Annotated in this window: 24 protein-coding genes; 9 read left to right on the plus strand and 15 right to left on the minus strand. The window is 66.4% G+C overall.

Annotated elements, in window-relative coordinates; genetic code table 11:
- The first annotated feature begins 105 nt into the window (after window positions 1-105).
- Entirely contained in the window at window positions 106-1659 is a 1554-nt protein-coding gene (locus tag KVT39_RS03530) for a methyl-accepting chemotaxis protein (RefSeq protein ID WP_217587813.1), read from the plus strand.
- Between the two features lie 606 nt (window positions 1660-2265).
- Here KVT39_RS03530 and KVT39_RS03535 read toward each other — a convergent pair.
- The 4 genes from KVT39_RS03535 to KVT39_RS03550 form a co-directional block, all read right to left on the minus strand.
- Window positions 2266-2934 carry a M35 family metallo-endopeptidase gene (locus KVT39_RS03535; protein ID WP_254640311.1) on the minus strand — a complete coding sequence of 223 codons (669 nt, stop codon included), beginning with the start codon at window positions 2932-2934 and terminating at the stop codon, window positions 2266-2268.
- Window positions 2935-2938: 4 nt separating this feature from the next.
- Window positions 2939-3526 (minus strand): PAAR domain-containing protein, encoded by a 588-nt coding sequence (locus KVT39_RS03540; protein WP_306795563.1) that lies wholly within the window; start codon window positions 3524-3526, stop codon window positions 2939-2941.
- Window positions 3483-3626: a hypothetical protein gene (locus KVT39_RS03545; RefSeq protein WP_181152350.1), complete on the minus strand. Its 144-nt coding sequence runs from the start codon at window positions 3624-3626 to the stop codon at window positions 3483-3485. Before KVT39_RS03545 ends, KVT39_RS03540 begins: the two co-directional genes overlap by 44 nt.
- Window positions 3627-4034: 408 nt before the next feature.
- Window positions 4035-4712 carry a response regulator transcription factor gene (locus KVT39_RS03550; protein WP_034180981.1) on the minus strand — a complete coding sequence of 226 codons (678 nt, stop codon included), beginning with the start codon at window positions 4710-4712 and terminating at the stop codon, window positions 4035-4037.
- Window positions 4713-5081: 369 nt separating this feature from the next.
- Here KVT39_RS03550 and KVT39_RS03555 point away from each other — a divergent pair, with 369 nt between their 5' ends.
- The gene (locus tag KVT39_RS03555) at window positions 5082-5573 is read left to right on the plus strand and encodes a hypothetical protein (protein WP_105393902.1); all 492 of its coding nucleotides are present in this window, start codon (window positions 5082-5084) and stop codon (window positions 5571-5573) included.
- Window positions 5574-5591: 18 nt separating this feature from the next.
- On the opposite strand, the gene KVT39_RS03560 is transcribed toward KVT39_RS03555, so the two are convergent.
- From KVT39_RS03560 to KVT39_RS03575, 4 genes are all read right to left on the minus strand, one after another.
- Window positions 5592-6098, minus strand: a complete 507-nt coding sequence (locus KVT39_RS03560; RefSeq protein WP_034180490.1) for a hypothetical protein — start codon at window positions 6096-6098, stop codon at window positions 5592-5594.
- Window positions 6099-6230: 132 nt separating this feature from the next.
- A complete protein-coding gene (locus KVT39_RS03565; protein ID WP_175747386.1) occupies window positions 6231-7652 on the minus strand; it encodes a sigma-54 dependent transcriptional regulator in 1422 nt (473 codons plus the stop codon).
- Between the two features lie 112 nt (window positions 7653-7764).
- Window positions 7765-8349: a hypothetical protein gene (locus KVT39_RS03570; protein WP_034180492.1), complete on the minus strand. Its 585-nt coding sequence runs from the start codon at window positions 8347-8349 to the stop codon at window positions 7765-7767.
- Window positions 8350-8505: 156 nt separating this feature from the next.
- Window positions 8506-9948, minus strand: a complete 1443-nt coding sequence (locus KVT39_RS03575) for a chemotaxis protein CheA (protein ID WP_254640348.1) — start codon at window positions 9946-9948, stop codon at window positions 8506-8508.
- On the opposite strand from KVT39_RS03575, the gene KVT39_RS37865 reads away from it, so the two are divergent.
- On the plus strand, window positions 9935-10237 hold the full coding sequence (locus KVT39_RS37865; protein ID WP_233344627.1) for a hypothetical protein: 303 nt from the start codon (window positions 9935-9937) through the stop codon (window positions 10235-10237). The two genes, KVT39_RS03575 and KVT39_RS37865, sit on opposite strands and share 14 nt — an antisense overlap.
- Here the strand turns inward: KVT39_RS37865 and KVT39_RS03580 are convergent.
- From KVT39_RS03580 to KVT39_RS03600, 5 genes are all read right to left on the minus strand, one after another.
- Window positions 10234-10515, minus strand: coding sequence for a hypothetical protein (locus tag KVT39_RS03580; protein ID WP_034180494.1), 282 nt, complete (start codon window positions 10513-10515; stop codon window positions 10234-10236). The genes KVT39_RS37865 and KVT39_RS03580 overlap by 4 nt on opposite strands.
- A 74-nt stretch (window positions 10516-10589) precedes the next feature.
- A complete protein-coding gene (locus KVT39_RS03585; protein ID WP_034180495.1) occupies window positions 10590-11180 on the minus strand; it encodes a hypothetical protein in 591 nt (196 codons plus the stop codon).
- Window positions 11181-11291: 111 nt separating this feature from the next.
- Window positions 11292-11615, minus strand: a complete 324-nt coding sequence (locus tag KVT39_RS03590) for a hypothetical protein (RefSeq protein ID WP_034180982.1) — start codon at window positions 11613-11615, stop codon at window positions 11292-11294.
- A gap of 1378 nt (window positions 11616-12993) precedes the next feature.
- A complete protein-coding gene (locus KVT39_RS03595) occupies window positions 12994-13338 on the minus strand; it encodes a hypothetical protein (RefSeq protein WP_217587815.1) in 345 nt (114 codons plus the stop codon).
- Window positions 13339-13662: 324 nt separating this feature from the next.
- Window positions 13663-14586 (minus strand): AraC family transcriptional regulator, encoded by a 924-nt coding sequence (locus KVT39_RS03600; protein ID WP_034180496.1) that lies wholly within the window; start codon window positions 14584-14586, stop codon window positions 13663-13665.
- A 181-nt stretch (window positions 14587-14767) separates the two neighbouring features.
- Here KVT39_RS03600 and KVT39_RS03605 point away from each other — a divergent pair, with 181 nt between their 5' ends.
- The 6 genes from KVT39_RS03605 (at window position 14768) to KVT39_RS03630 (ending at window position 21274) form a co-directional block, all read left to right on the plus strand.
- Window positions 14768-15229 (plus strand): (2Fe-2S)-binding protein, encoded by a 462-nt coding sequence (locus KVT39_RS03605; RefSeq protein WP_034180497.1) that lies wholly within the window; start codon window positions 14768-14770, stop codon window positions 15227-15229.
- A 2-nt stretch (window positions 15230-15231) separates the two neighbouring features.
- On the plus strand, window positions 15232-17442 hold the full coding sequence (locus KVT39_RS03610) for a xanthine dehydrogenase family protein molybdopterin-binding subunit (protein WP_217587816.1): 2211 nt from the start codon (window positions 15232-15234) through the stop codon (window positions 17440-17442).
- A gap of 450 nt (window positions 17443-17892) precedes the next feature.
- Complete coding sequence (locus KVT39_RS03615; protein ID WP_105391120.1) at window positions 17893-18291, plus strand: winged helix-turn-helix domain-containing protein; 399 nt, start codon at window positions 17893-17895, stop codon at window positions 18289-18291.
- A gap of 359 nt (window positions 18292-18650) precedes the next feature.
- Window positions 18651-19805 (plus strand): type III secretion system cytoplasmic ring protein SctQ, encoded by a 1155-nt coding sequence (gene sctQ / locus KVT39_RS03620; RefSeq protein ID WP_034180500.1) that lies wholly within the window; start codon window positions 18651-18653, stop codon window positions 19803-19805.
- Between the two features lie 3 nt (window positions 19806-19808).
- Window positions 19809-20483: a type III secretion system export apparatus subunit SctR gene (gene sctR / locus KVT39_RS03625; protein WP_034180501.1), complete on the plus strand. Its 675-nt coding sequence runs from the start codon at window positions 19809-19811 to the stop codon at window positions 20481-20483.
- A complete protein-coding gene (locus KVT39_RS03630) occupies window positions 20480-21274 on the plus strand; it encodes a lytic transglycosylase domain-containing protein (protein WP_217587819.1) in 795 nt (264 codons plus the stop codon). Before sctR ends, KVT39_RS03630 begins: the two co-directional genes overlap by 4 nt.
- A 54-nt stretch (window positions 21275-21328) precedes the next feature.
- On the opposite strand, the gene asnB is transcribed toward KVT39_RS03630, so the two are convergent.
- A complete protein-coding gene (gene asnB / locus KVT39_RS03635) occupies window positions 21329-23296 on the minus strand; it encodes an asparagine synthase (glutamine-hydrolyzing) (RefSeq protein ID WP_034180503.1) in 1968 nt (655 codons plus the stop codon).
- A gap of 268 nt (window positions 23297-23564) precedes the next feature.
- Window positions 23565-24596 carry an EscU/YscU/HrcU family type III secretion system export apparatus switch protein gene (locus KVT39_RS03640; protein ID WP_105391123.1) on the minus strand — a complete coding sequence of 344 codons (1032 nt, stop codon included), beginning with the start codon at window positions 24594-24596 and terminating at the stop codon, window positions 23565-23567.
- Between the last annotated feature and the right edge of the window lie 11 nt (window positions 24597-24607).

Here is a 24607-nt window from a genome sequence, read left to right on the forward strand (position 1 = left end):
TTTCTAAGGGATTTCCCGCCTACGGCGACGCGCGTCGCCTGCCGTCAAGACACTTATCCCGTCACGCCTTTCCGGCGAGCATCCTCGACTGACCGACCCGATACCATGCGCAACCTTTCCCTGAATCAGAAACTCGCCTCGATGATCGTCATCCTGTGGCTCGGCCTGCTCGTGATCGCCGGGCTCGGCGCGTGGCAGACGCGCGCATCGATGATCGCGGACCGCCGCGACCAGCTCGCGTCGCTGGTCGCGCAGGCCGCGAGCGTGACCGACCACTACTACAAGCTGTCGCAGCAGAACGCGATGCCGGAGGCCGACGCGAAGCAGAAGGCGCTCGAGGCGATCGCCGCGATGCGCTACGGCGCCGACGGCTATATCTCAATCAACGACTCGAAGCCCGCGATCGTGATGCATCCGATCAAGGCCGAGCTCAACGGCAAGGACATGTCGAACTTCACCGATCCGAACGGCAAGCACCTGTTCGTCGAGATCGTGAAGGCCGGCAACCTGGAGGGCGGCAAGGGCTTCGTCGAGTATCTGTGGCCGAAGCCGGGCGCCGACAAGCCGCAGGAGAAAACCAGCGCCGTGCAGCGCTTCGCGCCGTGGGACTGGTATCTGGTGACGGGCATGTACATGAACGACGTGCACTCGGCCGTGCTCGCAAGCGTCGGCCGCTGGCTCGCGATGACGGCCGTGCTCGGCGCGATCGCGACCGCCGTGATGGTGCTGGTGCTGAAAAGCGTGCGCGCGAGCCTCGGCGGCGAACTCGAAGTCGCGCTCGACGCCGCGCAGCGCATCGCGCAGGGCGACCTGACCGCGCGCGTCGCCGTGAAGCAGGACGATCGCGGCAGCCTGCTGCATGCGCTGCACACGATGCAGGGCGGGCTGATCGACATGGTGTCGCGCGTGCGGATGGGCACCGAGAACATCAACGTCGGCGCAAGCGAGATCGCGTCCGGCAACACCGACCTGTCGCAGCGCACCGAGGAACAGGCGGCCGCGCTCGTGCAGACCGCATCGAGCATGGACCAGATGACCGCGAACGTGAAGCAGAACGCGGACAGCGCCGCGCAGGCCGCATCGCTCGCCGGCCAGGCCGCGCAGGTCGCGACGCGCGGCAGCGCGGTGGTCGACGACGTCGTGCGCACGATGAACGAGATCACCGGCCGCTCGCACAAGATCGGCGACATCATCGGCGTGATCGACGGGATCGCGTTCCAGACCAACATCCTCGCGCTGAACGCGGCCGTCGAAGCCGCGCGCGCGGGCGAACAGGGCCGCGGCTTCGCGGTGGTCGCGGCCGAAGTGCGCTCGCTCGCGCAACGCTCGGCGACGGCCGCCAAGGAGATCAAGTCGCTGATCGTGTCGTCGAACGAGACCGTCGAGCACGGCGCGACGCTCGTCACGCACGCCGGCGAGACGATGGCCGAGCTCGTGCAGTCGGTGCGGCGCGTGAACGAGATCCTCGACGAAATCAGCCATGCGTCGCGCGAGCAAAGCGCCGGGATCGAGCAGGTCAATCGCGCGGTGGGCGAAATGGACCAGGTCACGCAGCAGAATGCGGCGCTCGTCGAACAGGCGGCGGCGGCCGCGCATTCGCTGCGCGATCAGGCCGAAGCGCTGCGCGACGCCGTTACGCGGTTTGCGTTGCCGGCTTGATCTTGGGCAGCGTGCGGGCGCGGCTTGCCGCTGCCTGCTGCTGCCAGGCCCGCGCGCACTCGGCTTCATCGGATGCCCTCATGCCAGTGCCCGCCGGTAGCGCGCCGGGCGCATCCCCCCGCTCCCGCGCGGTGCCGGCCAGCATTCAGCGACGAATGGGGCGCTGTTTTGAACGATGCTTGCGCGGTGGGTCCGGCGTCATGTTACTTACCGGTGCAGCACTTGTTAGGGCAATCGGGCAGGAAGGAAATTTCCACACGCCGCCCGTTGTCCACATCGCCACGCGAATAGACACGTGCGCTTGCCCGAATGGTCCCGCGTAGAAAGCCCAATTGCTCCAGCAGAGCACGCCCGACTTGCAGTCGTGATTGTGCAAGTGCCTGTGCCCCGTGTTCATCTTCTTCAGCGTGACCGCTAATTAAAGTTGTCTCTTTGGTTGTGTGGTTGGTGTAAGTAATCTTTTGGTCGGCCACCCAATTTGCGACGCGCACGATTTCCGAGTTCGATATGACAGTATCATTCCTATTGAAATATATATCGAAATTCTCGCTTGCGATGCATGCAAATGCCGAATTGGAAGCAGCAAACAATATACCAAGTATAAATTTATGCATTATAAATTACGTATCCTGCAATACTGTCAGCGTTATTGATGGCTTGATCCGGATTCTCCGATCCGAAGGTCAGGCATTCCGCGATAAAGTAGCGATGATCCTTGGTAGCCATCGTGTCATCAAAATGACTGACCTCATGAATCAGTGTAGAAACCACGGAATCCTTATCCCACGAAAAATGACGCATAGAGCAAAAATCAGGGTGTATGGCGATTGTATGCGTTGCCGTGTCCGGTGCGCAAACAGATGCAGCGACGCCAGATTCATTTGGATTCGGAACGCATCCGATGTACCTGAATCGGTCGCTGTCCCATCGGGTAAAATTGAATGCCGAAAGCTCCTTTAATACCCGTGCGATTGCCGTCAGACCTGCAAGTAACGTTACGCAGGTCGCTTCGTCCGCCTTGCCGAACCACTGTAGCACACGCACCTTGTCAGCGTTAGACCAACGCTGCAATTCCGCGATTCGCTGCTCGATCAGAGAAACGGCACGATCGCGCTGACGTAAAATCATTCCCCGAAATTCACTGTTCGTCATGTTTTGACAAATCCTCTCGGTATTGATCTTTACTTCAACCATCGATCCAGGGTTGGTATTGGTAACTGCGCCTGAATGTACAAGGAACCACTCCCCACCATCATTCACATCAAAATCGTTCATTGCCTCAAAACCCCTTCATATAGATTTTCAAGGACGCTGCTGTGTCAGTGGCGAAGCGGCGCGTTCGTCCAGAACCGTCGGTGGTGCCGGAAAGAATCTGTCCCGCGTCGGTAACGACTCGGTAGTGGATATTTGCGAGTGGGCGGCCGGAGTCATCGGCCAAGACGAATTGCTCGTCATAGATGCCCGGCGCGGGCGCGTGTCTCGCGGGAGCAAACTCAGAACTGGCTGCGAAAGGATTTGCCACATTGCGGCCGCCCTCGCCCTCATAAAAAATCGTGCTGTCGCTGCCCGCGATTAGCTGGTTTTTCCCGCATGGACAAAGTACCGCGTCGCCCTCCAAAGCAATGCATCGTCCGTGACAGATCATGCGTACCGCGCTGCCAGCTATCGGAAACACCCCATCGCAATTTCCGCACGTCGCCTTGTCACCGTCTAAGGCAACGTGTTTGTTGTTGCTGAACATGTTTGACGTACCAGCGATGACGATACCGCCTGTCGTCGTCGGGTCGCCGTTCCTGACTGCTCGTCGGCTCACTGCCATGTCCTCAATCGAAATTTGCGAAGACCCAACCGGTCGACTCAGGGTCATAGATCGCATATTGGTCGATAACTGCGACGGTCAGCGGCTTGCCCGCCAATGCTTCGGCCTCTGCATCGGCTATCTGCTCGACTGCCCACGTATTCATCATGTACGGTCGCCGACAAGAATTGCATTGTCTATAGGACGAGTATTATTTTGCTTCGGATTCCAACTTAAATTGAGATGCTATTACTCCCAGCAAAATTGGGTGAAGGATGGGCGATCAATCGAGTGTCGACGTTTACGAACTACGTGCGAAGGTGCGCCGCAATCTCGGCACTGACCACGCGTTGTCATCGGTGCCCGTCCGCAAATGCATCCACCTCGATCCAATTCGGTGAACTTCGACGAGCTATCTCGTGTTGAGATTCACGGGTCAACGTGCGCTCGTCATGGACGCGGCCGAAAACCGCCTCCACGGCATCGAGCTATATGTGATCTACGCGCGCGCTTCACTCAGACCGAATGGCCTGACCGGCGCGGCGTGCCAGGCACACCCGCACGCACACACCCGTGCTCACGCCGCGTCGCCGGCCCGCGGCACCGCCGCACCGATGCCGAGCCCCAGCCCCGCCGCCCGCTGGATCAGCTCGACGTCGTTGTTCGCGCCGAGCTTCTTCATCGCGCTGATCTTCTGCGCGCTGACCGTCTGCTTGCCCTTGCTCAGGCGCTGCGCGATCGTCTTGATCGACACGCCCGACAGATACAGGCGAATCACCTCGATCTCACGCGCCGACAGCTTCACTGGCGCCTCGCCGCGCTCGCCGATCGCATCGACCGCGCGCCTGACGCACGGCGACAGGTAGCGCCCGCCGCTGTAGCTCGAATGGATCGCCGTGACGATATGGCCGATTTCGTCGAACTTGCTGACGATGCTCACGCCGCCGATCGCGAGGATCGACCGGAAAATCAGCGGGTTCTCGTTGCCGACCAGCGCGACGATCCCGGCGTTCGGGCGCGTGCGCCGCAGCCAGTCGAACAGCGCGAGGCCGTCCATCTGCTCGTCGCCGCGGATCGAATAATCGACCAGCACGAGGTCGCAGTCGACGCCGCCGAGAGACGCGACCAGCTCGGCCGCACTCCGGTAGACCGCGACGAGCTCGATGGCGCAGGCGCTGCCGGCGATCTGCTCGATGCCGGCCAGCGTCAACGGCCAGTCGTACGCGAAAACGATGCGAACATTGAATTTCCTCATGCGCAGTTCCAGGTGGTTCACCGGCCGCGCGGCGCGGAACGCGCGCGGCCGGTTTGGCGTTGAAAGGATGTCCGGGATATTTTTATCCCGAAGATCGATTCTATGAAGCTGCGCGCGGGCGGGATATCGGACGGCATCGGGATTGGCCGCCGGAGACGTAATACGAGTTTGATATTTGCGTCGATTCAGGCGCCCGGCATCGGCCGGACGGCCGGCATTGAGCCCTTGCGGCCGGCCAGCAGGTAAAATTGCGGCGTTTGCATGCCACTCCGGGCACCCGGCGGCGAGCGACGCGCCGATGACGGCCGCGCGCCACGGCCCTTTTGCCCGCTGCCCGTACTCCGGCTGCCCGTACTCCCAGCTTTCCCCATGACCGAATCCGACCTGCAATCCGACGACACCTCCATCCACGAAGACGGCCTCTGGCGCGACAACGGCTGGACCGCCCGCATCATCAAGAACGAAGACGACGACGGCTGGGCCGTCGAAATGATCAAGGACGGCGAGTCCGAACCCGCGCTCGTCGGGCCGTGGACCATGGGCCGCGACAAGAAGAATCCGAAGCCGATGGACGCGAACGCGTTCCGCACGCTCGTGAAGACCGCGACCGAGGTGCTGATGCGGCACGAGCAGCAACGGCGCGCGATGCTGCACAAGGAAGTGTCGGTCCAGGACGAAGCCGGGCAGGATGTATCGGTGACGCTCGACATCGTGCCGGACGAGTTCGAGCCGTACGCGCAACTCAAGGCGTTCGATCCGTACGGCGAGCTGCTGGCCGACGCGAAGGTATCGGCCGGGTTCAAGCTCAGCAAGGCCAGCGCCGAGCGCTGGGTCGCGTCGGGCTTCGAACGGCCGGCCTGACCGGGCGGCGGCGCGCGGTCAGGCGCCGGCGCCCTGCCGCGCGCGCTGCAGCCGGCGCTCCGCCAGCTTGCGCCGCACGAGCTGCTCGAACTGCTGCGTCGCGACCTCCGGATCGCGCGCGGCCAGCCCGAGCGCGTTGCGCGCGAGCTGGATCGGCGTCAGCACGATGCCCCACGGCAGCCCCCACCAGCCGAGCGTGGCCGAGGCAAGCAGCGCGACCGCCTGCTTCTTGCGGCCGCAGCGGCGGCAGCATACGTGGCGCCGCGTCGCCCAGCGCGTGACGAACACCAGCGATACGACGCGATGCGACGCGTGGACGTCGACCGGATGCCCTTCGCGCAGGCAAATCGGGCACGGCCCATACCGCCAGTCGTCGACGTACTGCCGGACCTTCGCGTCGGGCACCCGCTCGGCCTCGACGACGATCGGATGCGCGTGCGCGCACGCCGGACTGCAATAGCGGCGGCCGTCGATCGACTGCCCGCCGACCAGGAACGTCCTGCCGCAGTGACTGCACTCTGCCACGATAACCCCGGATAAGCGTGATACGCCGCGTGCCGGCCGCGCGCGCATCGATGCGCCGGCGGTCCGGACGGGCCATTTCATGCTTTAACGGCCGCCGCCGCACGGTCTTGAGCTCACGCACGCCACCGCGCGTCAGCCGTGCAGCCCGTGCGCGGTCATCAGTCGGTACAGCGTCGCGCGCGAAATGCCCAGTTCCGCCGCGACGTCCGCATGCTGGTGGCGGTGGCGCAGCAGCGTTTCCTCGATCGCGCGCCGCTCGGCCTGCCGGCGCACTTCGGCGAGCGTCGGCAGCTGCCGCGACGTGTACTGGTGCAGTTCGAGATCGGCGGCCGAGATCATCGGGCCGTTCGTCATCACGACCGCGAACCGGATCCGGTTGATCAGCTCGCGCACGTTGCCGGGCCACGAATAGTTGTGGATCGCCTCGACCGCGCACGGCATGAAGCCGCGAATCCGGTACGCACTGTCGCCGCGATAGCGTCGCAGCATGTCATCGGCGAGCAGCATGATGTCGCGGCCGCGCACGCGCAGCGGCGGCTCGTCGATGCGCAGCACGCACAAACGGTAGTACAGGTCGGCGCGGAACCGCCCCGCCTGCATCGCGGCCTCGAGATCGACGTGGGTCGCCGACACGATCCGCACGTCCACCGGGATCGACGCGTGGCCGCCGAGCCGCTCGATCCTGCCTTCCTGCAGAAACCGCAGCAGGCTCGCCTGGCTCTCGAACGGCATGTCGCCGATTTCGTCGAGAAACAGCGTGCCGCCATGCGCGGCCTCGATGCGGCCGACCTTGCGCTGGTGTGCACCCGTGAACGCGCCGCGCTCGTGACCGAACAGTTCGGCCTGCAGCAGCGTCGACGGAATGGCCGCGCAGTTCACGGCGACGAACGGCGCCGCGGCGCGCGCCGACTGCCGGTGGATCGCCGCCGCCGTCAGTTCCTTGCCGGTGCCCGATTCACCGGCGATGAACACGGTGGTATCCGTGTTCGCGACCTTGCGGATCGTCGCGAACAGCCGGCGCATCGCATCGCACGAACCGATCATCGTGCCGTCGGGCGGCGGCGCCTCCGCGGCCGGGTCGCCGTCCGCAAGCTTCAGCATCCCGTATGCATGGCCGGCGAGATAGCCGATCGTCGTATAGGCCGTCGTGTTGCGCACGTAGTCGAAACAGCAATGGCGGATCAGGCGTGCGATGGAAATGTCGCGCAGCCGCTCGCTGTCGGCGAGCGCAACCCAGCCGACGCGCGGGTCGCGCAGCAGCGCCTCGAACGACGCGACGTCGGGCGACGCGAAGCTGGCGAAATCGACGATGCCCGCGTGCGGGCGGTTCGCCTTGACGAGATTCAGTGCGTCCGCAACGGTTTTCGCGCACCACACGTCCCAGCCGCGCAACGCGAGACAGTCGGCGAGCGCTGCATCGTGCCGCTGCGACAGGTAGACGAGCGGCCGCGACGGCACGACATGGTTGCACCGGATCGCGAGGAACGGCATCGTGCCGGCCTCGCGTTCGACATCCTGCGGGCCTGACACCCTGATCTGGCAGCTATGGTTCACGATGGCCTCGCCGCTTTGGGTTGTATGTCGGGACGGCCGTTGCCGGTTCGCGTGTGACGGGGTCTCGTAGTCCCGCGGCGCGGCGCCGGCCTGTCCTCGGATTGATGTTTCGTTACCGGCAGAAAACGACACGCTGCATGTAGATCTGCGGCTCGACGACCGGCTTCGCCGCCCGGTTCAGATCGTCGCGATAGGCGCGGTAGGTCTTGCCGTTTACCGTCACGTCCGTCGCGCGGGCCGTCTCGATCCTGTCGAGCCCGTTGCGCTGCCACTCGCTCACCCTGCCAGCCGCCGACATGCTCGACTCGCCGGCGATCTTCTGCGTGATCGCGCTGCCGTCGCTCCACGGCTGCGTCTGCATGTCCTCGGCGTGCTGCATCGCGCCGACCGTCTTGCCCGTCGGCGTCGGCCCGTTTTGCGCTTCGAACGGCGCGCCGCGGCCGTACACCGGCGATCGCCACGACGGCGCGTGACCTTCCTCGGGCATCATGTAAATCATCTGCGGGTCGCCGACCATCATCATCGGCACGCATGCCGTGTTGTCGGGTCGGCCGAGCGTCGTCAGCGCCTGCTGGACGCTCGCGGCGTTCGCAAGGGTCTGCTCGCTCAGGATGACGAAGACCGCCGGATTCTGGAAAACCGACTGCGCAGCGGCTTGCACGCTGACCAGCAGCAAAGCGACCAAAAAGATCCTCATGATTGAGGCCTCCTTGCATCCTCGTCACGCAAAAAGAGGTGTTGACCTCGGGGATCGGACCAACACCCGTCAAACCGGGAACGACCGTCGCGCATCGGGTCCGAACGGCAGCCGTGCGTCCGGCGTTCCGGTCGCACGGCTGCCCGACCCGCGTACTCACGACGACGTGCTCGTCGAGATGACCGCCGGCGCCGGCGCGGCCGGTGCAGCCGGTGCGGCCCGCTGGTCGACCGTGGCCGGCGGCAACGCCTTCGCCGGATCGGTCAACGCCGACATGTCGGCAGGCTGCGCCGGTGCGGCCGCGGATTCGACCGCGTCCGGCACCTTCGCGTCGGCGGCCGGCATGTCGGCTGCCGGTGCGGCCATCGCAGCATCCGCCGCCTGCGGCGCGGCTTCGGCCGCGGCCGGTGCGGCTTGCGCGCTGTCCGCCACCTTCGCATCGACTGCGGGCGCCGCGACGACGGCAGCAGCCGGCGCGGCAGCGGCTTGCGCTGCGTTGTCGGTCGCGACCGGCATCGGCTCCGGCGCCTTGTCGGCGACGGCCGGTACAGGCTCGGGGGCCTTGTCAGCGACGGCCGGCGCGAGCTCGGGAGCTTTGTCAGCGACAGCCGGCGCGGGCTCGGGGGCTTTGTCGGCGATAGCCGGCGCAGGCTCGGGAGCCTTGTCTGCGACAGCCGGCGCAGGCTCGGGAGCCTTGTCGGCGACGGCCCGTGCAGGCTCGGGAGCCTTGTCTGCGACAGCCGGCGCAGGCTCGGCGACCTTGTCGGCGACAGCCGGCACAGCGACGATGGCCGCGGCGGGCACCGCACTCATCGCGGCCGGCGCAGCAGCGGCCGGTGCGACAGCTGCAGCGACAGCCGGCGCGGCGGCAACCGCCGGTACTGCCGCGGCAACCGGTGCGACAGCAGCGGGCACGACGGCCGCCGCTTGCGACGCCTTCGCGGCAGCCGCCTGCGCGGCATCCGGCACCTTGCTGGCGACGGTCGGCGCGGCGATCGCCGGCACGGGCACCGGGACCGGAATCGGCGCCGCCTGCACCGCGGTCGTCGCCACCGGGCGCGCCTGCGCCGGCGCAGGCGCGGCAGCGTCGAGCGGCGGCAGGCCCATGCGGTTGCGCACGATCGGATCGTGATACTTCACGTCGTCGGCGACGGTCGCTTCGACGCTGGGCGCGACATTCGAACGTGCGAGCGGCGCGGTCGTGCCCGGGCACAGGTGCCCGGTCGCTTCCACCGCGCGCCGGTTCGCGTCGCTCTGGCAGAGCAGCGCGAGCGCCACGTCGGTCAGGCCCATCGCGCGGAATTCGCGCGCATCGAGACGACGGACGCAGGCCTGGTCGACCAGCGTCGTGCCGCCCGTCGCACCGAACCCCGGGAACGACACGCCGACGCTCACCGACCCCATGCAGGTGTCGGACAACGTGGTCGTGAGGCCGGGCGCCTGGATGGACGGGTTCGTCTTGATCGTCTGCGTACCCGAGTAGTTGACGTTTTCCGATATCTGGGTGTTGTACGGGTTGGTGCCGGGCGAGCCGGGCGCCTGGAGCGAGCTCACGCTCTGCGGCGTCACGTTCGAGCCGCCGCTCGTGCTGGACGGCATCGTCACGTTCACATTCACGCTCGAATTGCCGCTGCCGCGAACCCCGCTGCTGCTGGCGGCATTGCCGCCGCGCGAGCTCGTGGTGTTGGTGTTCATGCTCGAGCCGCCGCCCTGGCTGATCGCCGTCGACGACGTCGAGGACTGCGCGCTCGAAGTCGAATCCGCGGTTTGTGCCTGGGCACCGATCGTGGTCATCGCGAACATCGCCGCACATGCCACCTTGATCCTGTTGCTGTTCATTTCACTCTCCGGACGAGGTTTTGACCTCCCACCCAGGCAACCGTACTAATTCCCCTGAATGACTTCAGTCTTTGCTGCTTCCCCGAACTGCTTCCAGCCACTGCCCAGCTGGGACCACGAGCCGGCCGACATGCCCTGCCACTGCTGGGCGCCCGGTCCGCCGATGGCACTGCCCGACGAAAGCGTTTGTCGTTCTGACGGTTTGATTGTCTGGTCAGGGTTGTTTGACGTCTGCATATTCGATTGCACACCATCGGCAGCACGGTCAGCGCCATACGCCGTCAGAGACGCGAGCATCAGAGCGGCGGCAATCAGTTTCTGCTTCATGCCAACTCCTTACGTGACAACAATGCGGGAAAAGAGACCAGCGTCGCTGGGAAACTGGTCCCCCCCACACCTGACTAATGACTGCTTCCGGTCGCGCTCGAACTGCCCTGGCTTCCGCCCGATGCGGACGGCGAGCCGGCCGGACCGGTACTCCATACGGTCGACGAGTTGTAGTGATTCGAACCCGCGATCGCGCCTGACCCGCCACTGCCCGTCAGCCCGGCAGCACCCGCGTTGGCAATGCCCTGGTCGTTCGCACCCGTAGCCGTGTAGTGGTTCGCGCCGAGTACGATCGTGGCGGTCACCCCTCCCGACAGCGCATTCGCGTTCTCGTTCGTGCTGCCGTTTCCACCGAACGAGCCTGCGGCACCGATACCGCCGCCTGCCGCGAACGCGCCCCCGTTCGTGCCCGAACCGCTGGCCGTCGAGGTCGAGTTGTGGAAGGCGGATGCCGTGCCGGCGGAACCGGCGGGTGTCACGGTACTTCCTGCATTCGCGCCCGCCGTCGAAGTCGAATTGCTGGTATAGCTGCCGGACCCGACCAGCACCGAACCGGAAACACCCGCTGCAACGGATTGCGTCTGGTTGGTGGTGAACGAACCGGCGGCCAATGCAGCCGACGAGATGACGGTGAGCGCTGTCGCTAATATGACGTTGGCTTTCATAGCAATCCCTTGCTGTGAGGAAGTTCGGCGGTGGCGGAGCCGGGCCTGCCCGCATACAGCGAAACCCGGCATCCGTACCGCCAGCCAATGACGAACGCTACGCGCCGCGGCTTAGTGGTGAATCGTCCAGCCGATCGAACCGGCATTCGCGCCGCTCGTGCCACCAGCCTGTGCGCCGCCGAAGCCGAAGCCGCTGACCGACGACGATTGCGTGTGGTTGGTGTACGAGATCGAACCGCTGCCCGGGCCGCCGGCAACCGCAGCGGCTGCGCCGAGTGCCGCGCCGGAATCGGTCGCGGTGAAATGACCGAACCCGGCAACACCGGCCATCGTCGAACCGCCGCTCGTCGAGTTGCTGCTCGACACCGTGCCGCTGGCTGCGAACGCTGCACCCGAAACGGCCAGAACTGCTGCTGCAATGAGAAGCTTCTTCATGGTCGACTCCATAACGGCGTGGACGAAATGAGCCGGGAAGATTGCACGCCATCAATCTTCCTGACTTGAGCAATCCTAAAAAATAAGGATCACTATCAAATTACGAGATTCCTGTTTTCTTTGAAATCCAGGTCTTTTGGATTTTTTGTCCAGGTTAAGTTTAGTTTTGTGTTTTTTAAGTTGTCCAAAACTTATGATCGCGTGCTTTCCATTATTTTTACGAATATTGAATATTTCACGAAAACACGCCAATTCGATTAACCGGAATGACGAACACACATTGCCGGCCCGCGATTTTCGACACCCCGTCGGAAACAAATGCCGGCACCGGCACCCGTTTCCGGAATCGAAAATGCGCGAATACATTTACCACCGCAAAATGCAGCGCCGCTCAAAATGCGCTCTTTAGCCGAGCGAAAAATGGCCTGCATTGCAGCCAGACGGCATGTCTGCTCCCTGAGGGAGCGACGAAAGGCTTCCGGATAATCCGGCCGACAGGCGTTCGATCTATTCCGGCCGGCACCGGTATTGACCCGGCGCGATCGAAACTGCCTTGCACGGTTGAAGACGAATCGGCGTCACGCTGTCCGGCACGAACAGGCTGACCCATCCGGGTGAACTGAATGATGGCGAGCACCGCTGTCGCCTGGTTGCCGCACGGAGCGACAACCGCTCCAGCACGCGGAGCGTGCGGAGGGCGGGAAATCGGCAAGGCGCTACCCGCGACGCTGGCACTGCGTCGCAAGCGATACCCCGAACTTTCCGACTACCCCTTTGGTGCGCAAAGAACGCGCCGATCAAGCCACTGCTTATAGTCTTCATCGCCGTTTCCCCGACTGGCTTATTGACGAGTTGGCCGCTCCCACATCGTTGTTGCATCGTGTCGACCGCTCGCCGGTGCGTGTAGTAGCGCAAGCAGCGTGCCACACGTTATTCCACCGCTCATTGCGCGCGCCGAACGGCCGCCGCGCCGGCTCGAATCGCCGGGAACGTAACTTTTTGTTTCAGGAATGTATCGCGACAACGGTCGGGCACACGCGCCGATCGTTGCGCATCGCGAAGCAATGCCACGATTTGACGGACGAATCCGGCGCGCCGGCCCTCGCCGGACGGCCAGGAGAACGAGTGTTTCAAACTTGAGAAGCGCGCTGTCACGCATCGCCCGCTGCATCCGTTTTTTTCGCTTGCGAACCGTGCGTCGCGACACGTTCGACCGGCCTCCAATGCCCGGACGAACGGGAATCGAAGCGTGCGGAGCCCCGTTCTGCAAGCCCGCGCGGCCGCCTCCGATGTGCCTGCGACACGCATTCGTCTCGACCGGCGAAATGATTTTGATTCAACTTTGAAAATGCCGACGCGATCACGTGACATGATTTTGTCATCCAGACCATTCCCGGCGTAATAAATAAAACAAATGAAAACGCGCAATCCAGCCGAGGCCGGCGCAACAGTTTTTCATTTTCATTCGTGCCCCTTCACACCTTGAACCACCCGACGGGCAATACGTCGAAGAAACATTTTTAAAGCAGCCATCCCCGCTTTTCTCATCGTTGAAACACACCGATTCAACGCGCGATTTCGCGTCAAAAAATCCCACAAACGCCTGATTTACCGAAATTTTATTCGTATCGAACCACACCGATCCGGCCATCGCCCGAGGTATTTTCCTGTCCCCATCATTCACTCGTGAAACAAAAGCTCGCATATCGCGCGGCAATTTCACGCCCTCGCCCGCGCACCGCGGGTTTGCGTCGTTTACGGCGTGCCGATTGCCTGATTTCCGGCTCTCACCGAGCGGCACGCCACGGCACACGGATTGCGGATGGCGGCCGCTCGTCTAACGACGTGTCGGGGGAAAAGGCGATGAAGATCACCACCGATCGAGCGGCGCTCGCGTCACGCGCAACGTCGAACGCGGCACGCTGCGCTTCGGCAGCGACGTCCTGCAGGCGACGGTCGTCGCGAAATAGCCGATGGCCGCCGAGCGACGACCGGCGCCACGGCCCGGCGACGCACCGGCCGCGCGTTCGGGCCGGCCGCCGCCGCGTCAGCCGAGCAGTTCCTTCTTCCGCAGGTGCACGACGTCGCGCATCGGCGGCGCGCCGAACAGCCGGCTGTATTCGCGGCTGAACTGCGACGCGCTCTCGTAGCCGACCACGGCAGCCACCGACCCGACGTCGCCGCCCTGCCGCAGCAACAGCCGCCGCGCCTCGTGCAGCCGCAACTGCTTCTGGTACTGCAGCGGGCTCAGCGTCGTCACGTGCTTGAAATGGTGGTGCAGCGACGACACGCTCATGTTGACCGCCTGCGCGAGCGTCTCGACGCGCATCGGCTCCGCGTAGTGATCGCGGATCCATTCGATCGCGCGCGCGATCCGGTGCGTCTGGCTGCCCGCGATCGCCATATGCCGCAGTCGCGTGCCCTGCCCGCTCGTCATCAGCCGGTACAGCAGTTCCTTTTCGATCAGCGGCGCGACGACCGGAATGTCGGCCGGCGTATCGAGCAATCGCAACAGCCGCAGCGCGGCGTCGAGCAGCGGCGGCGTCAGCTCGGCGAGTGCGATGCCTTCGCCTTCGGGGCCCGCGTCGGGCTCGGGCAGCCGCATCTCGGCCGCGAGCTCGACGATGCGCTGCGGATCGAGCGTCAGCGACAGGCACAGGTACGGCGCATCCGGCGACGCGCGCGTCACGCGCGACAGGATCGGCAAGTCGATCGACGTGATCAGGCAATTCTGCGTGTCGTATTCGTAGGCCTGGCCGGCCACGATCACGCGCTTCGCGCCCTGCGCGGCGATCACGAGCGCGGCACGCGACACGCCGCAGCCGAGATCGACCGGACGCGTGTGCCGATGCAGCATCAGGCCCGGCACAGCGGTCGAATGCGAGCCGTCCGCCGGCGCGAAGCGGCCGATCAGCGACGCCAGCTCGCGCCGCCCGGATTCGCGCGACGCCGCGATATCGGTCATGTCCATGACGAATCCTCGATTGATTTCCCCATGTCGCGGGAGCATAGCGAAACGGCCCACGGCGTGCCCGGGATTTGCAGGATTGTTCAATAAATTTGCAGGATTGGGTAGACGCAAAAACCGGCTGCTCGCGCACACTGCCCGCTAACCGGGCGCATGCCGGGTTTTCCCCACGGAGACAACCAAAATGCCTACCTCGTTTGTCCTCAACGGCAAGAACGTTACGCTCGACGCCGATCCGTCGATGCCCGTCCTCTGGGCGATTCGCGAACACGCGGGACTGACCGGCACGAAGTTCGGCTGCGGCATGGCGCAGTGCGGCGCGTGCACGGTGCATCTCGAAGGCCAGGCCGTCCGCTCGTGCGTGCTGCCGCTCGCCGGTATCGCCGGCAAGCACGTCACGACGATCGAGGGCCTGCAGAGCAAGCCCGCGCAGGCCGTGCAGGCCGCGTGGGTCAAGCAGCAGGTTCCGCAATGCGGCTATTGCCAGTCCGGCCAGATCATGTCGGCCACCGCACTGCTCGAACAGAACCCGAAACCGACCGACGCGGACATCGACGCCGCGATGAACGGCAACCTGTGCCGCTGTGCGACCTACGCCCGCATCCGGGCCGCGATCCACGACGCGGCCGCGACGCTGGGAGCCTGACCATGACGATCGAACTCGACAACCGCGATTCGGTGCGTCCGTCGCGCCGCACGTTCCTGAAGGCCGCGGGCGCCGCAGCCGCGGTCAGCCTGACCATCGGCTTCGAATGGGCCGGCCTCGGCCGCCGCGCGCTCGCCGCGACCGCACCGGCCGCCGATTTCGCGCCGAACGCGTTCCTGCGCATCACGCCCGACGGCACCGTCACGGTCATCGCGAAGCACGTCGAAATGGGCCAGGGCGCGTATACGGGCATCGCGACGATCGTCGCCGAGGAACTCGACGCCGACTGGTCGAGCGTGCGCGTCGAAAGCGCACCGGCCGATGCGAAGCGCTATGCGAACCTCGCGTTCGGCACGATGCAGGGCACGGGCGGCAGTTCGGCGATGGCGAACTCGTGGCAGCAGCTGCGCGAAGCGGGCGGCAAGGCCCGCGCGATGCTCGTGTCGGCCGCCGCGGCCCGCTGGAAGGTGCCGGCCGGCGAGCTGACGACGGCCAATGGCGTCGTCACGCATGCGAAGAGCGGCAAGACGGCCGCCTACGGCACGCTCGTCGCCGACGCATCGAAGCTGCCCGTGCCGGACAAGGTCGTGCTGAAGCAGCCGGCCGATTTCAAGCTGATCGGCCAGCGGATTCCGCGCGTCGATGCATCGGCGAAATCGAACGGCACCGCGCATTTCACGCTCGACACGACCTTCCCCGGCATGCGCGTCGCGCTGCTGCAGCGCCCGCCGCGCTTCGGCGCGACGGTCAAGTCGTTCGACGCGACGGCCGCGAAGGCGGTGCCGGGTGTCGTGTCGGTCGTGCAGGTGCCGCGCGGCGTCGCGGTCGTCGCGACGGGCTTCTGGGCCGCGAAGCAGGGCCGCGACGCGCTGAAGGTCGAATGGGACGAAAGCAACGCCGAAAAGCGCGGCTCGGCCGAGATCATGCGCGAATACCGGCAGCTCGCGGAGAAGCCGGGCACGTCGGCGCGCAAGGACGGCGACGCCGACGCGGCGATCGCCGGCGCCGCGCGCAAGCTCAGCGCGACATACGAATTCCCGTATCTCGCGCACGCGCCGATGGAGCCGCTCGACGCGGTCGTCAAGCTGACGCGCAACGGCTGCGAAATTTGGGCCGGCGACCAGTTCCAGACGATCGACCAGGCGAACGCCGCCAAGGTCGCGGGCCTGAAGCCCGAGCAGGTGAAGATCCACACGCTGTACGCGGGCGGCAGCTTCGGCCGGCGCGCGAACGCGTGGTCGGACTATGTGGTCGAGGCCGTGTCGATCGCGAAGGCGCTCGGCGCGGACGGCAAGCCCGTCAAGCTGCAGTGGACGCGCGAGGACGACATCCAGGGCGGCCTCTATCGGCCGATGTACTTCCACAAGCTCGACGCGGGCCTGACCGCGGACGGCAAGCTGGTCGGCTGGCGCCACCGGATCGTCGGCCAGTCGATCCTCGCCGGCACGCCGTTCGAGGCGTTCATGGTCAAGAACGGCATCGACGCGACGTCGGTCGAGGGCGCGGCGAACCTGCCGTACGCAGTGCCGAACGTGTCGGTCGAGCTCACCACCGCGAAGACGGGCGTGCCCGTGCTGTGGTGGCGCGTGGTCGGCAGCTCGCACACGGCCTACGCGGTCGAGGCGTTCATCGACGAAGCCGCGCACACGGCCGGCAAGGATCCGTACGCGTTCCGCCGCGACCTGCTCGCGAAGGAGCCGCGCATGCGCGCGGTGCTGGAGCTGGCCGCGCAGAAGGCCGGCTGGGATCCGGCCAAGCCGCTGCCGAAAGGCCGCGGGCGCGGGATCGCGGTCGCCGAGGCGTTCAAGAGCTATGTCGCGCAGGTGGCCGAGGTGTCGGTCGACGCGGACGGCAAGGTGAAGGTCGAGCGCGTGGTGTGCGCGGTGGATTGCGGGATCGCGATCAATCCCGACATCGTCGCCGCGCAGATGGAAGGCGGCATCGGCTTCGGGCTCGGTGCGGCGCTGCACAGCGCGATCACGCTGAAGGACGGCCAGGTCGAACAGCGCAACTTCGACGGCTACAACGTGCTGCGGATGGCCGAGATGCCGAAGGTCGAGGTGTATATCGTGCCGTCGGCCGAAGCGCCGACCGGGGTCGGCGAGCCGGGCGTCGCGCCGATCGGGCCGGCGGTCGCGAACGCGATCTTCGCGGCGACGGGCAAGCGGCATTACGTGCTGCCGTTCGATTCGGCGGATAGCGCGAAGGCTTGATGGGGGGGAACGCCGGCTGGGGGATGGAAACGTCTGTCGGCCGGCGTCTTGTGTCGAAGTGTGGCCGATGTAGGGTTCGATGTCGGCAAAAAACACTCGCAACCAATTGATTTAAATAGCCTATTCATCAAACCAGGTAGGGTTCGATGTAGGGTTCGCTGTCCGGCAAAAACCATGTGTTGCCCGCCACGATTACCGCCTCCCCCACACGTTACGTCAGACGTAACGCCCGTAACGTCGCCCCTCGATGCTACGTAACAATTCTTCAAAATTGCTCCGCCCCCTTCCGCACCCGCCCCGCGCGCCGCGTTAAAAATTCTTTTGAATTCAAGGCTCCACGCCGCCTGCCCCCGGCGTGCTCCGCCGTCGACACCTGACCGTCCATCCCCTGGCCCGGAAGTTGCAGTACATGACCCGCAAACACTCCTTTATGGACATGCGAGGGCCACCATGGATTGCAAATACCTGTACATCGACAACATAAAAATCAACTTCGTGCGCCGCACGATCGAAATCGACAACAAGGTCGTTGACGTTACGCCGCGCGAATTCGACGTCGTCGAATTCCTGCTCGACAACATGAACAAGGTCGTGCCGCGGCAGGCAATCCAGGAAGCCGTATGGGGCCGGGAACTCGCCGTGTCGTCGCGCACGCTCGATACCCATATCTCGCGGATCCGCTCGAAACTGCAGCTCGAGCACGACAAGAACCTGCGAATCATCCCGATCTATGCGGTCGGCTATCGCCTCGTGCTGTTCGGTGCGGCCATGACGCACGTCGAGCGCCACGAAGCGGCGCCGATCCTGCGTGCCGCGCCGCCGGCCGTGATGGCCGCCGACTACGCCTGACGATTCACCCGCGCGCCGCCCGCCCGCGGCGCGCCAGCAGCACTCCCCCCCACCGCGCTGTGCAGGTTCGCAGCGCTTCGCGTCCCGCCAGCCGGTCGCGACCCGACCGCCGCCTCCGGGCGGCGGTTGCTTTTGGCCGCCCGCCGCCGCGCATCGCGCTGCGCGGCATTCCATCACGCGGCGTCACGCTTCGTAGCGCCCCGCTCTCCCCGTCGCCGCGCAATGCACGCGACTACGGATTCCGGCGCGGCACGCGGCCATGGCCGTCCCTACAATCGACGCAGCAGCCGCGTGCCCGTCCGCGCCACCGGCCCCATAACAACCCGTCGAACCGACGCCGAATCCGCCCCGATCCCGCCGTGCCTGCGCAGTTCCTGACGAATGCCGACGCCGGCGACGCCGCGAACCGGGCCATGCCCGCCGCTTCCGTGCCGCCCGCCGCTGCTCCGGCCGCGGTCGCGCTCGACGCGTCGCCCTACCTGCCGCGCCTGTCCGCCGCCGCCGCGCGCGGGCTGTCGCACGCGTACTGCGCGACCGGCGCCGTTCCGGTCACGCTCGGCGAGCATGCGTACGAGCTGCGCTGGCGCATCGAGGCCGAGCCGGCCGCCGATGCGCACGCATATCGCTTCGTCGTCGGCCCGGCCACCGGCACGCTATGGATCGATCCGGTCGCGGAAACGGAATGGCTCGGCGATGCGGCCGACCCGGCCGTGCCGGCCGTGATCCGCGCGGCACTGCTCGCCGACCTGTGCGCGCCGCTCACGGCCGTGCTGCAGGCCGCGACGCGGCAGCGCGTGGAACTGCTGCCGCCGCCCGCGAGCGCGCCCGCGTGGCGCGCATCGCCGGCCGCGCTGCGCTTCGAACTGCGGCGCGCCGACGGCGCATGGCGCTGCCACGGCGCACTGCTGTTCGACGCGCCCGATGCGCTGGCCGTGTTCTTCGCGGCCGCGCCGGCCGCGCTCGCCGACACGCGCGCGGCCTACGCGAACCTGCCCGTGCCGCTCGTGTTCGAGATCGGCCGCACCGAGCTGACGATGGCCGAACTGGCCGACGTCGTCGGCGGCGACATCATCGCGATCGAGCGCTGGCAGGCGCACGAGCAGAACCTGCTGTGCGTCGCGCGGCTGCCTGCCGCGCCGGCGTGGGAGATCACCGGACGGCCGTCGGGCAACCGGCTGACCGTCGAACGAATCAGGGAGATGCCTTTGGAACCGACCCGCACCGACACCGCGCCCGCGACGGCGCACGACGCGCCGCCCGCCGATGCGCCGCGCACGCTCGACGGCCTCGCGGTCGACCTGCGCTTCGAGCTGCCGCCCACGTCGATGCCGCTCGGCGAGTTGAGCGCGCTGCAGCCGGGCGCCGTGATCGAACTGCAGCAAGGCATCAACCAGAGCGTGATCCATCTGGTCGCGAACGGGATGCTGATCGGCACCGGCCATCTGATTGCAGTCGGCCAGAAACTCGGCGTGCGGGTCGTCACGCTGACGCAACCCGCGCCGCGCGAGCGCTGAGCGATGGGCAACCTGCCGAATCCGGTCGCGCTGATCGCGGTAATCGCCGCGCTCGGCATCGCGCCGTTCGCCGCGCTGATGGTGACGAGCTACACGAAGCTCGTGGTCGTGCTCGGCCTCCTGCGCTCCGCGCTCGGGATCCAGCAGGTGCCGCCGAACCTCGTGCTGAACGGCATCGCGCTGATCCTGTCGCTGTTCATCATGGCGCCCGTCGGGATGTCGATCCGCGACGCGCTGCAGGCGCGCCACTTCGACGCATCGGGGCAGCTGTCGACCGCCGACGTCGGCGCGCTCGCCGATGCCGCGCTGCCGCCGATCAAGGATTTCCTCGTGTCGCATACGCGGCAGCGCGACCGCGAATTCTTCGTGCGCACCGCGACGTCGGTCTGGCCGAAGAACCGCGCGGACGGCATCAAGGACGACGACCTGCTCGTGCTGGTGCCGAGCTTCACGCTCGCCGAGCTGACGAAGGCGTTCCAGATCGGTTTCGTGATCTATATCGTGTTCATCGTCGTCGACCTGCTGGTCGCGAACATCCTGCTCGCGCTCGGGATGCAGATGATCTCGCCGACGACGATCTCGGTGCCGTTCAAGCTGCTGCTGTTCGTCGCGCTCGACGGCTGGTCGCTGCTCGTGCACGGGCTCGTGCTGTCGTACCGCGTCGCGGGCGCGGGATGAATGCGCGCGGCCTGCGAACCGCCGCCGTGCACCTGTGCGCGCTGGTCGGGCTGCTCGCGCTCGCATTCGCCGGCATGCAGCCGCGCATCGCGCATGCGGCCAGCGGCGCGGGCTTCGCGCAACTCGCTCGCGCGTGTGCGCCGAACGTCGATCCCGACACGCTCGCCGCGCTCGTGCGCACCGAATCGGGCTTCAATCCGTACGCGATCGGCGTGGTCGGCGGCCACCTGGCGCGCCAGCCCGCGTCGCTCGACGAGGCACGCGCGACCGCGCGCGAGCTTGCGTCGCGCGGCTTCAGCTACAGCGTCGGCCTCGCGCAGGTGAACGAACGAAATTTCTCGAAATACGGGCTCGACGAAGCGACGATGTTCGAGCCGTGCCGCAACCTGCGGGCCGGCGGCGCGATCCTGACCGAATGCTTCGCGCGCTCGTCGGGCACCGGCCGCGCCGCGCAGGCCGCGTTGCGCGCGGCGCTGTCGTGCTACTACAGCGGCAACTTCACGACCGGCTTCTCGAGCGGCTACGTGAGCCGCGTCGTCGCGAGCGCGCAACGCAACGCGCGCGAAGGCGGCGTCGAACCGATTCCGGTCGTAAGCGACGCGCCGCCGCCCGAGCGCCGCCGGCGCACGGAAGCCGCCGCCGTCACGCCGCCCGAACATGCGCGCCGGCTGGCGTCGCCCGCCGCGTCCGCCGATGCGCCTTCGTGTCACGCGCGCCCGGTGGTGATGATGTGCCGCGGGCTGCCGGCGAACCAGGCGAAGCGGCTGTGCGTGCGGTGTCTCGATCAGTGACCGGGTGCGGCGCGGGCGTGTGCGCGGGCCGTCGTCAGCAAGTCGAACGCCGCGTCACCCCGCCCGCTGCGCCTCCAGCCACGCCTGGAACATCAGCACCGTCCACAACTGATGCTGCCAGTTCATCCGCCCCGTCTGGTGCTGCCGCCACAGACGCTCGACCGCGGCCGCATCGAAGAAACCCTCTTCGCGCAACCGCGACGGCCGCAGCAGCGCCTCGGCCCAGTCGCGCAGCGAGCCGCGCAGCCAGTGATCGACGGGCGCGCAGAAGCCCTGCTTCGGCCGGTCGATCAGCGCCGACGGCACGTACTGGTCGAGCAGCCGGCGCAGCAGCGCCTTCGACTGCCCTTCCGGCAAGCGCACCGACGCCGGCACGCGCCACGCGAATTCGACGACGTGATGATCGAGAAACGGCATGCGCGTCTCGAGGCTCACGGCCATCGCCGCGCGGTCGACCTTCGCGAGAATGTCGGTCGGCAAATACGTGAGCGTGTCGATCGCCATCGCCTGCTCGGCGAAGCTCAGGTGCGCGGGCCACGCGGACACCGTGTCGAGCGGCGTCGGCGGCTCCTGTCCCGACAGCGCGATGCGCTCGGGATGATGCACCGACGACATCAGCAGCCGGTACAGGCCGATGCGGCTCTCGGCCGTCATCACATGGCCGAGCTTGTGCAGGCGGTCGCCGATGCGCGACGCCGATTCGCGCGCCTCCACGCCGCCCCATGCACCCTGTGCGACGGCCGCGAGCTGGTCCGCGTGATCGGGCCGCAGCGCATGCAGCGCGGCGGCGATCCGCGCGCGCACGGCGGCCGGCACGCGATGCAGCTTGCGCCACAGGCGCGGCGTCAGGAAGTAGCGCGTATATCCGCCGAACAGCTCGTCGCCGCCGTCGCCGGACAGGCTCACCTTCACATGCCGGCGCGTCAGCTCCGACACGAGAAAGGTCGGGATCTGCGAGGCATCGGCGAACGGCTCGTCGTAGATCGACGGCAGCTTCGGCACGACGCCGAGCGCATGGTCGGCGGTTACGTAAAGTTCGGTATGCCGCGTGCCGAGATGGCGCGCAACGGCCTTCGCGTAACCGGCTTCGTCGTAGCCGGCTTCATGGAAGCCGATCGTAAACGTGTCGACCGGCGTCGCCGATTGCGCCTGCATCAGCGCGACGATCGCCGACGAATCGACGCCGCCCGACAGGAACGCGCCGAGCGGCACGTCGGCTTCCATCTGCCGCGCGACGGCCTGGCGCAGGATCGCGTCGAGCTGGCCGACGGCCTCGTCGGCACTGCCCTCGAACGGCTGCTCGCGGCCGTTCTCGATCGCCTGTTCGAGCGTCCAGTACGCGCGCACGCGCGGCGTGTCGCGCGCATGCTCGAACTGGATGTACGTGCCGGGCGGCAGCTTGCGGATGCCGCGATAGATCGTGTACGGCGCGGGCACGCTCGACTGGCGCAGATACAGGCACAGCGCATCGCGGTCGACCGTGCCGTCGAAGCCCGGATAGCCGCGCAGCGCCTTCAGCTCCGACGCGAACACGAGCGCGTCGCCGATCCGGCCGTAGTAGAGCGGCTTCTCGCCGATCCGGTCGCGCGCGAGCGTCAGCACCCGCGACTCGCGATTCCACAGCGCGAACGCGAACATGCCGGTCGCGCGCCGCAGCGTCGCCTCGACGCCCCACGCGACGATCGCCGCGATCAGCACCTCGCTGTCGGAGTGGCCGCGCCACGCCGGTGCGCGACCCGCGCGCTCGAGCTCGGCACGCAGTTCGCGATGGTTGTAGATTTCGCCGTTGAAGACCATGACGTAGCGGCCGCACGCGGATGCCATCGGCTGTCGGCCATGCACCGACAGGTCGACGATCGCAAGCCGCCGGTGGCCGAGGGCGATGCCGGCTTCCGGATCGACCCAGATGCCCTGCCCGTCCGGCCCGCGATGCGCGAGGCTCGCCGTCATTCGCGCGAGCGTGCCGCGCGCTGTCTCCTCATCGCAGGCGACGCTATTCAGAAAGCCGTCGATTCCGCACATTTGATTTGTCTGCCCCTGTTGACCTGTTCCGTCACGCATGGCGCAACCTCGCGGCCCGCCGTCAGGCGTAACGGTCGAGCCATATTACGAAGAAATAATTCAGCAATAATTCACCGGTGAATTCCGGCGACGACCGGAAAAAAATGACGTCAAGCGCCGCGCGCGCATGACCGCGCAAAGGGCCATATTGAATTGGAACGGATGGCCGTGCAGGCCCTCTGTCCTGAATAAAGGGGACGGCATGAGGATATGCCCGCCGCGGTGTGCGTCAGACAGCGCCGGTCGCCCATTTCAGCAACTGCGCGACCTCGCGGAAATGCTGCTGCTGGATCGTGCCGTTCTCGGGTGTCGTCTCGTACAGCGCCTGCGCGAGCCCGACGTTCGCAAGCGTCGGGCGCAGCGCGTCGCGCGCGAGCCGCACGATCCGCTCGGCCGCCTCGCCTTCGCCGCGCGCGAGCACCCACGGCAGCGTGCCGATCCCGCCGTAATAGAGCGCGACCGCGACGCGCGGAGAATAGACGACCACCGACGCGAAACCGATCCGGTCCGGCAGCGACGCGAACTGCGCTTCGCGCGCGAGCTGCCGGCGCTTCGCCTCGATGTGCGGGTCGCCCTCGTCCTCCTTGTGCTCGCGTCGCACTTCGTCGATCGACATCTTCATCTTCTGGTTGAACTCGTGACGCTGATGCACGATGTCGATCAGCGCCATCACGATGTAGATCAGCGCGGCCCAGCCGAACAGCAGCATCAGCAGCTTCACGATCAGCGCGAGGATCGAGATCGGCCGCGTGAAACCCGACTGCACCGACGGGTCGAGCGACTCGACGATCAGCCAGCCGAGCGTCGCGGCGAGCAGCACCGTCTTCAGCAGCATCTTCGCGAGATTGACGAGGTTGCGCATCGACCACAGGTTCTTCAGCCCCGCGGCCGGATTAAGGCGCGACAGTTGCGGCATGAGGCGGCTCCACGCCATCACGCCGCCGACCTGCACGAAGCCCGCGAGCAGGCCGGCCAGCAGCCCGGCCGCGACGATCTGCGCGGACAGCGTCGCCCAGTCGCGCGCGGCGCCGTCGATCAGCACCGCGATCCGTGCGGACGGGTCGGCCGCGCCGATCGCGTCGAACACGAGCCGGAACAGCGACTGCAGCCGCGCGAACAGCGCGCCGATTCCGACCGCGAGCGCGACGCATACGCCGACGAAGAACGCCGACGAAATCGTTTCCGCGCTCTTCGGCACGTCGCCTTTCTCGCGCGCCTCGCGCAGGCGCTTCGCGGTCGGCTTCTGGTCCTTTTCGGCCATGTCGGCTCCGT

The organism is Burkholderia sp. GbtcB21, assembly GCF_019091065.1.
Lineage (GTDB): Bacteria > Pseudomonadota > Gammaproteobacteria > Burkholderiales > Burkholderiaceae > Burkholderia > Burkholderia pyrrocinia_C.

Bases quoted from the DNA above. Each gene is read 5' to 3' on its own strand.
- KVT39_RS03630 (WP_217587819.1), top strand. From the start codon at position 20,480: ATGAATGCGCGCGGCCTGCGAACCGCCGCCGTGCACCTGTGCGCGCTG.
- KVT39_RS03590 (WP_034180982.1), bottom strand. From the start codon at position 11,615: ATGAAGAAGCTTCTCATTGCAGCAGCAGTTCTGGCCGTTTCGGGTGCA.
- KVT39_RS03540 (WP_306795563.1), bottom strand. From the start codon at position 3,526: ATGACCCTGAGTCGACCGGTTGGGTCTTCGCAAATTTCGATTGAGGAC.
- KVT39_RS03585 (WP_034180495.1), bottom strand. From the start codon at position 11,180: ATGAAAGCCAACGTCATATTAGCGACAGCGCTCACCGTCATCTCGTCG.
- KVT39_RS03545 (WP_181152350.1), bottom strand. From the start codon at position 3,626: ATGATGAATACGTGGGCAGTCGAGCAGATAGCCGATGCAGAGGCCGAA.
- KVT39_RS03605 (WP_034180497.1), top strand. From the start codon at position 14,768: ATGCCTACCTCGTTTGTCCTCAACGGCAAGAACGTTACGCTCGACGCC.
- KVT39_RS03615 (WP_105391120.1), top strand. From the start codon at position 17,893: ATGGATTGCAAATACCTGTACATCGACAACATAAAAATCAACTTCGTG.
- KVT39_RS03570 (WP_034180492.1), bottom strand. From the start codon at position 8,349: ATGAGGATCTTTTTGGTCGCTTTGCTGCTGGTCAGCGTGCAAGCCGCT.
- KVT39_RS03575 (WP_254640348.1), bottom strand. From the start codon at position 9,948: ATGCCGTCCAGCACGAGCGGCGGCTCGAACGTGACGCCGCAGAGCGTG.
- KVT39_RS03610 (WP_217587816.1), top strand. From the start codon at position 15,232: ATGACGATCGAACTCGACAACCGCGATTCGGTGCGTCCGTCGCGCCGC.
- sctR (WP_034180501.1), top strand. From the start codon at position 19,809: ATGGGCAACCTGCCGAATCCGGTCGCGCTGATCGCGGTAATCGCCGCG.
- KVT39_RS03535 (WP_254640311.1), bottom strand. From the start codon at position 2,934: ATGAACGATTTTGATGTGAATGATGGTGGGGAGTGGTTCCTTGTACAT.
- KVT39_RS03580 (WP_034180494.1), bottom strand. From the start codon at position 10,515: ATGAAGCAGAAACTGATTGCCGCCGCTCTGATGCTCGCGTCTCTGACG.
- KVT39_RS03550 (WP_034180981.1), bottom strand. From the start codon at position 4,712: ATGAGGAAATTCAATGTTCGCATCGTTTTCGCGTACGACTGGCCGTTG.
- KVT39_RS03530 (WP_217587813.1), top strand. From the start codon at position 106: ATGCGCAACCTTTCCCTGAATCAGAAACTCGCCTCGATGATCGTCATC.
- KVT39_RS03555 (WP_105393902.1), top strand. From the start codon at position 5,082: ATGACCGAATCCGACCTGCAATCCGACGACACCTCCATCCACGAAGAC.
- KVT39_RS03600 (WP_034180496.1), bottom strand. From the start codon at position 14,586: ATGGACATGACCGATATCGCGGCGTCGCGCGAATCCGGGCGGCGCGAG.
- KVT39_RS03640 (WP_105391123.1), bottom strand. From the start codon at position 24,596: ATGGCCGAAAAGGACCAGAAGCCGACCGCGAAGCGCCTGCGCGAGGCG.
- asnB (WP_034180503.1), bottom strand. From the start codon at position 23,296: ATGTGCGGAATCGACGGCTTTCTGAATAGCGTCGCCTGCGATGAGGAG.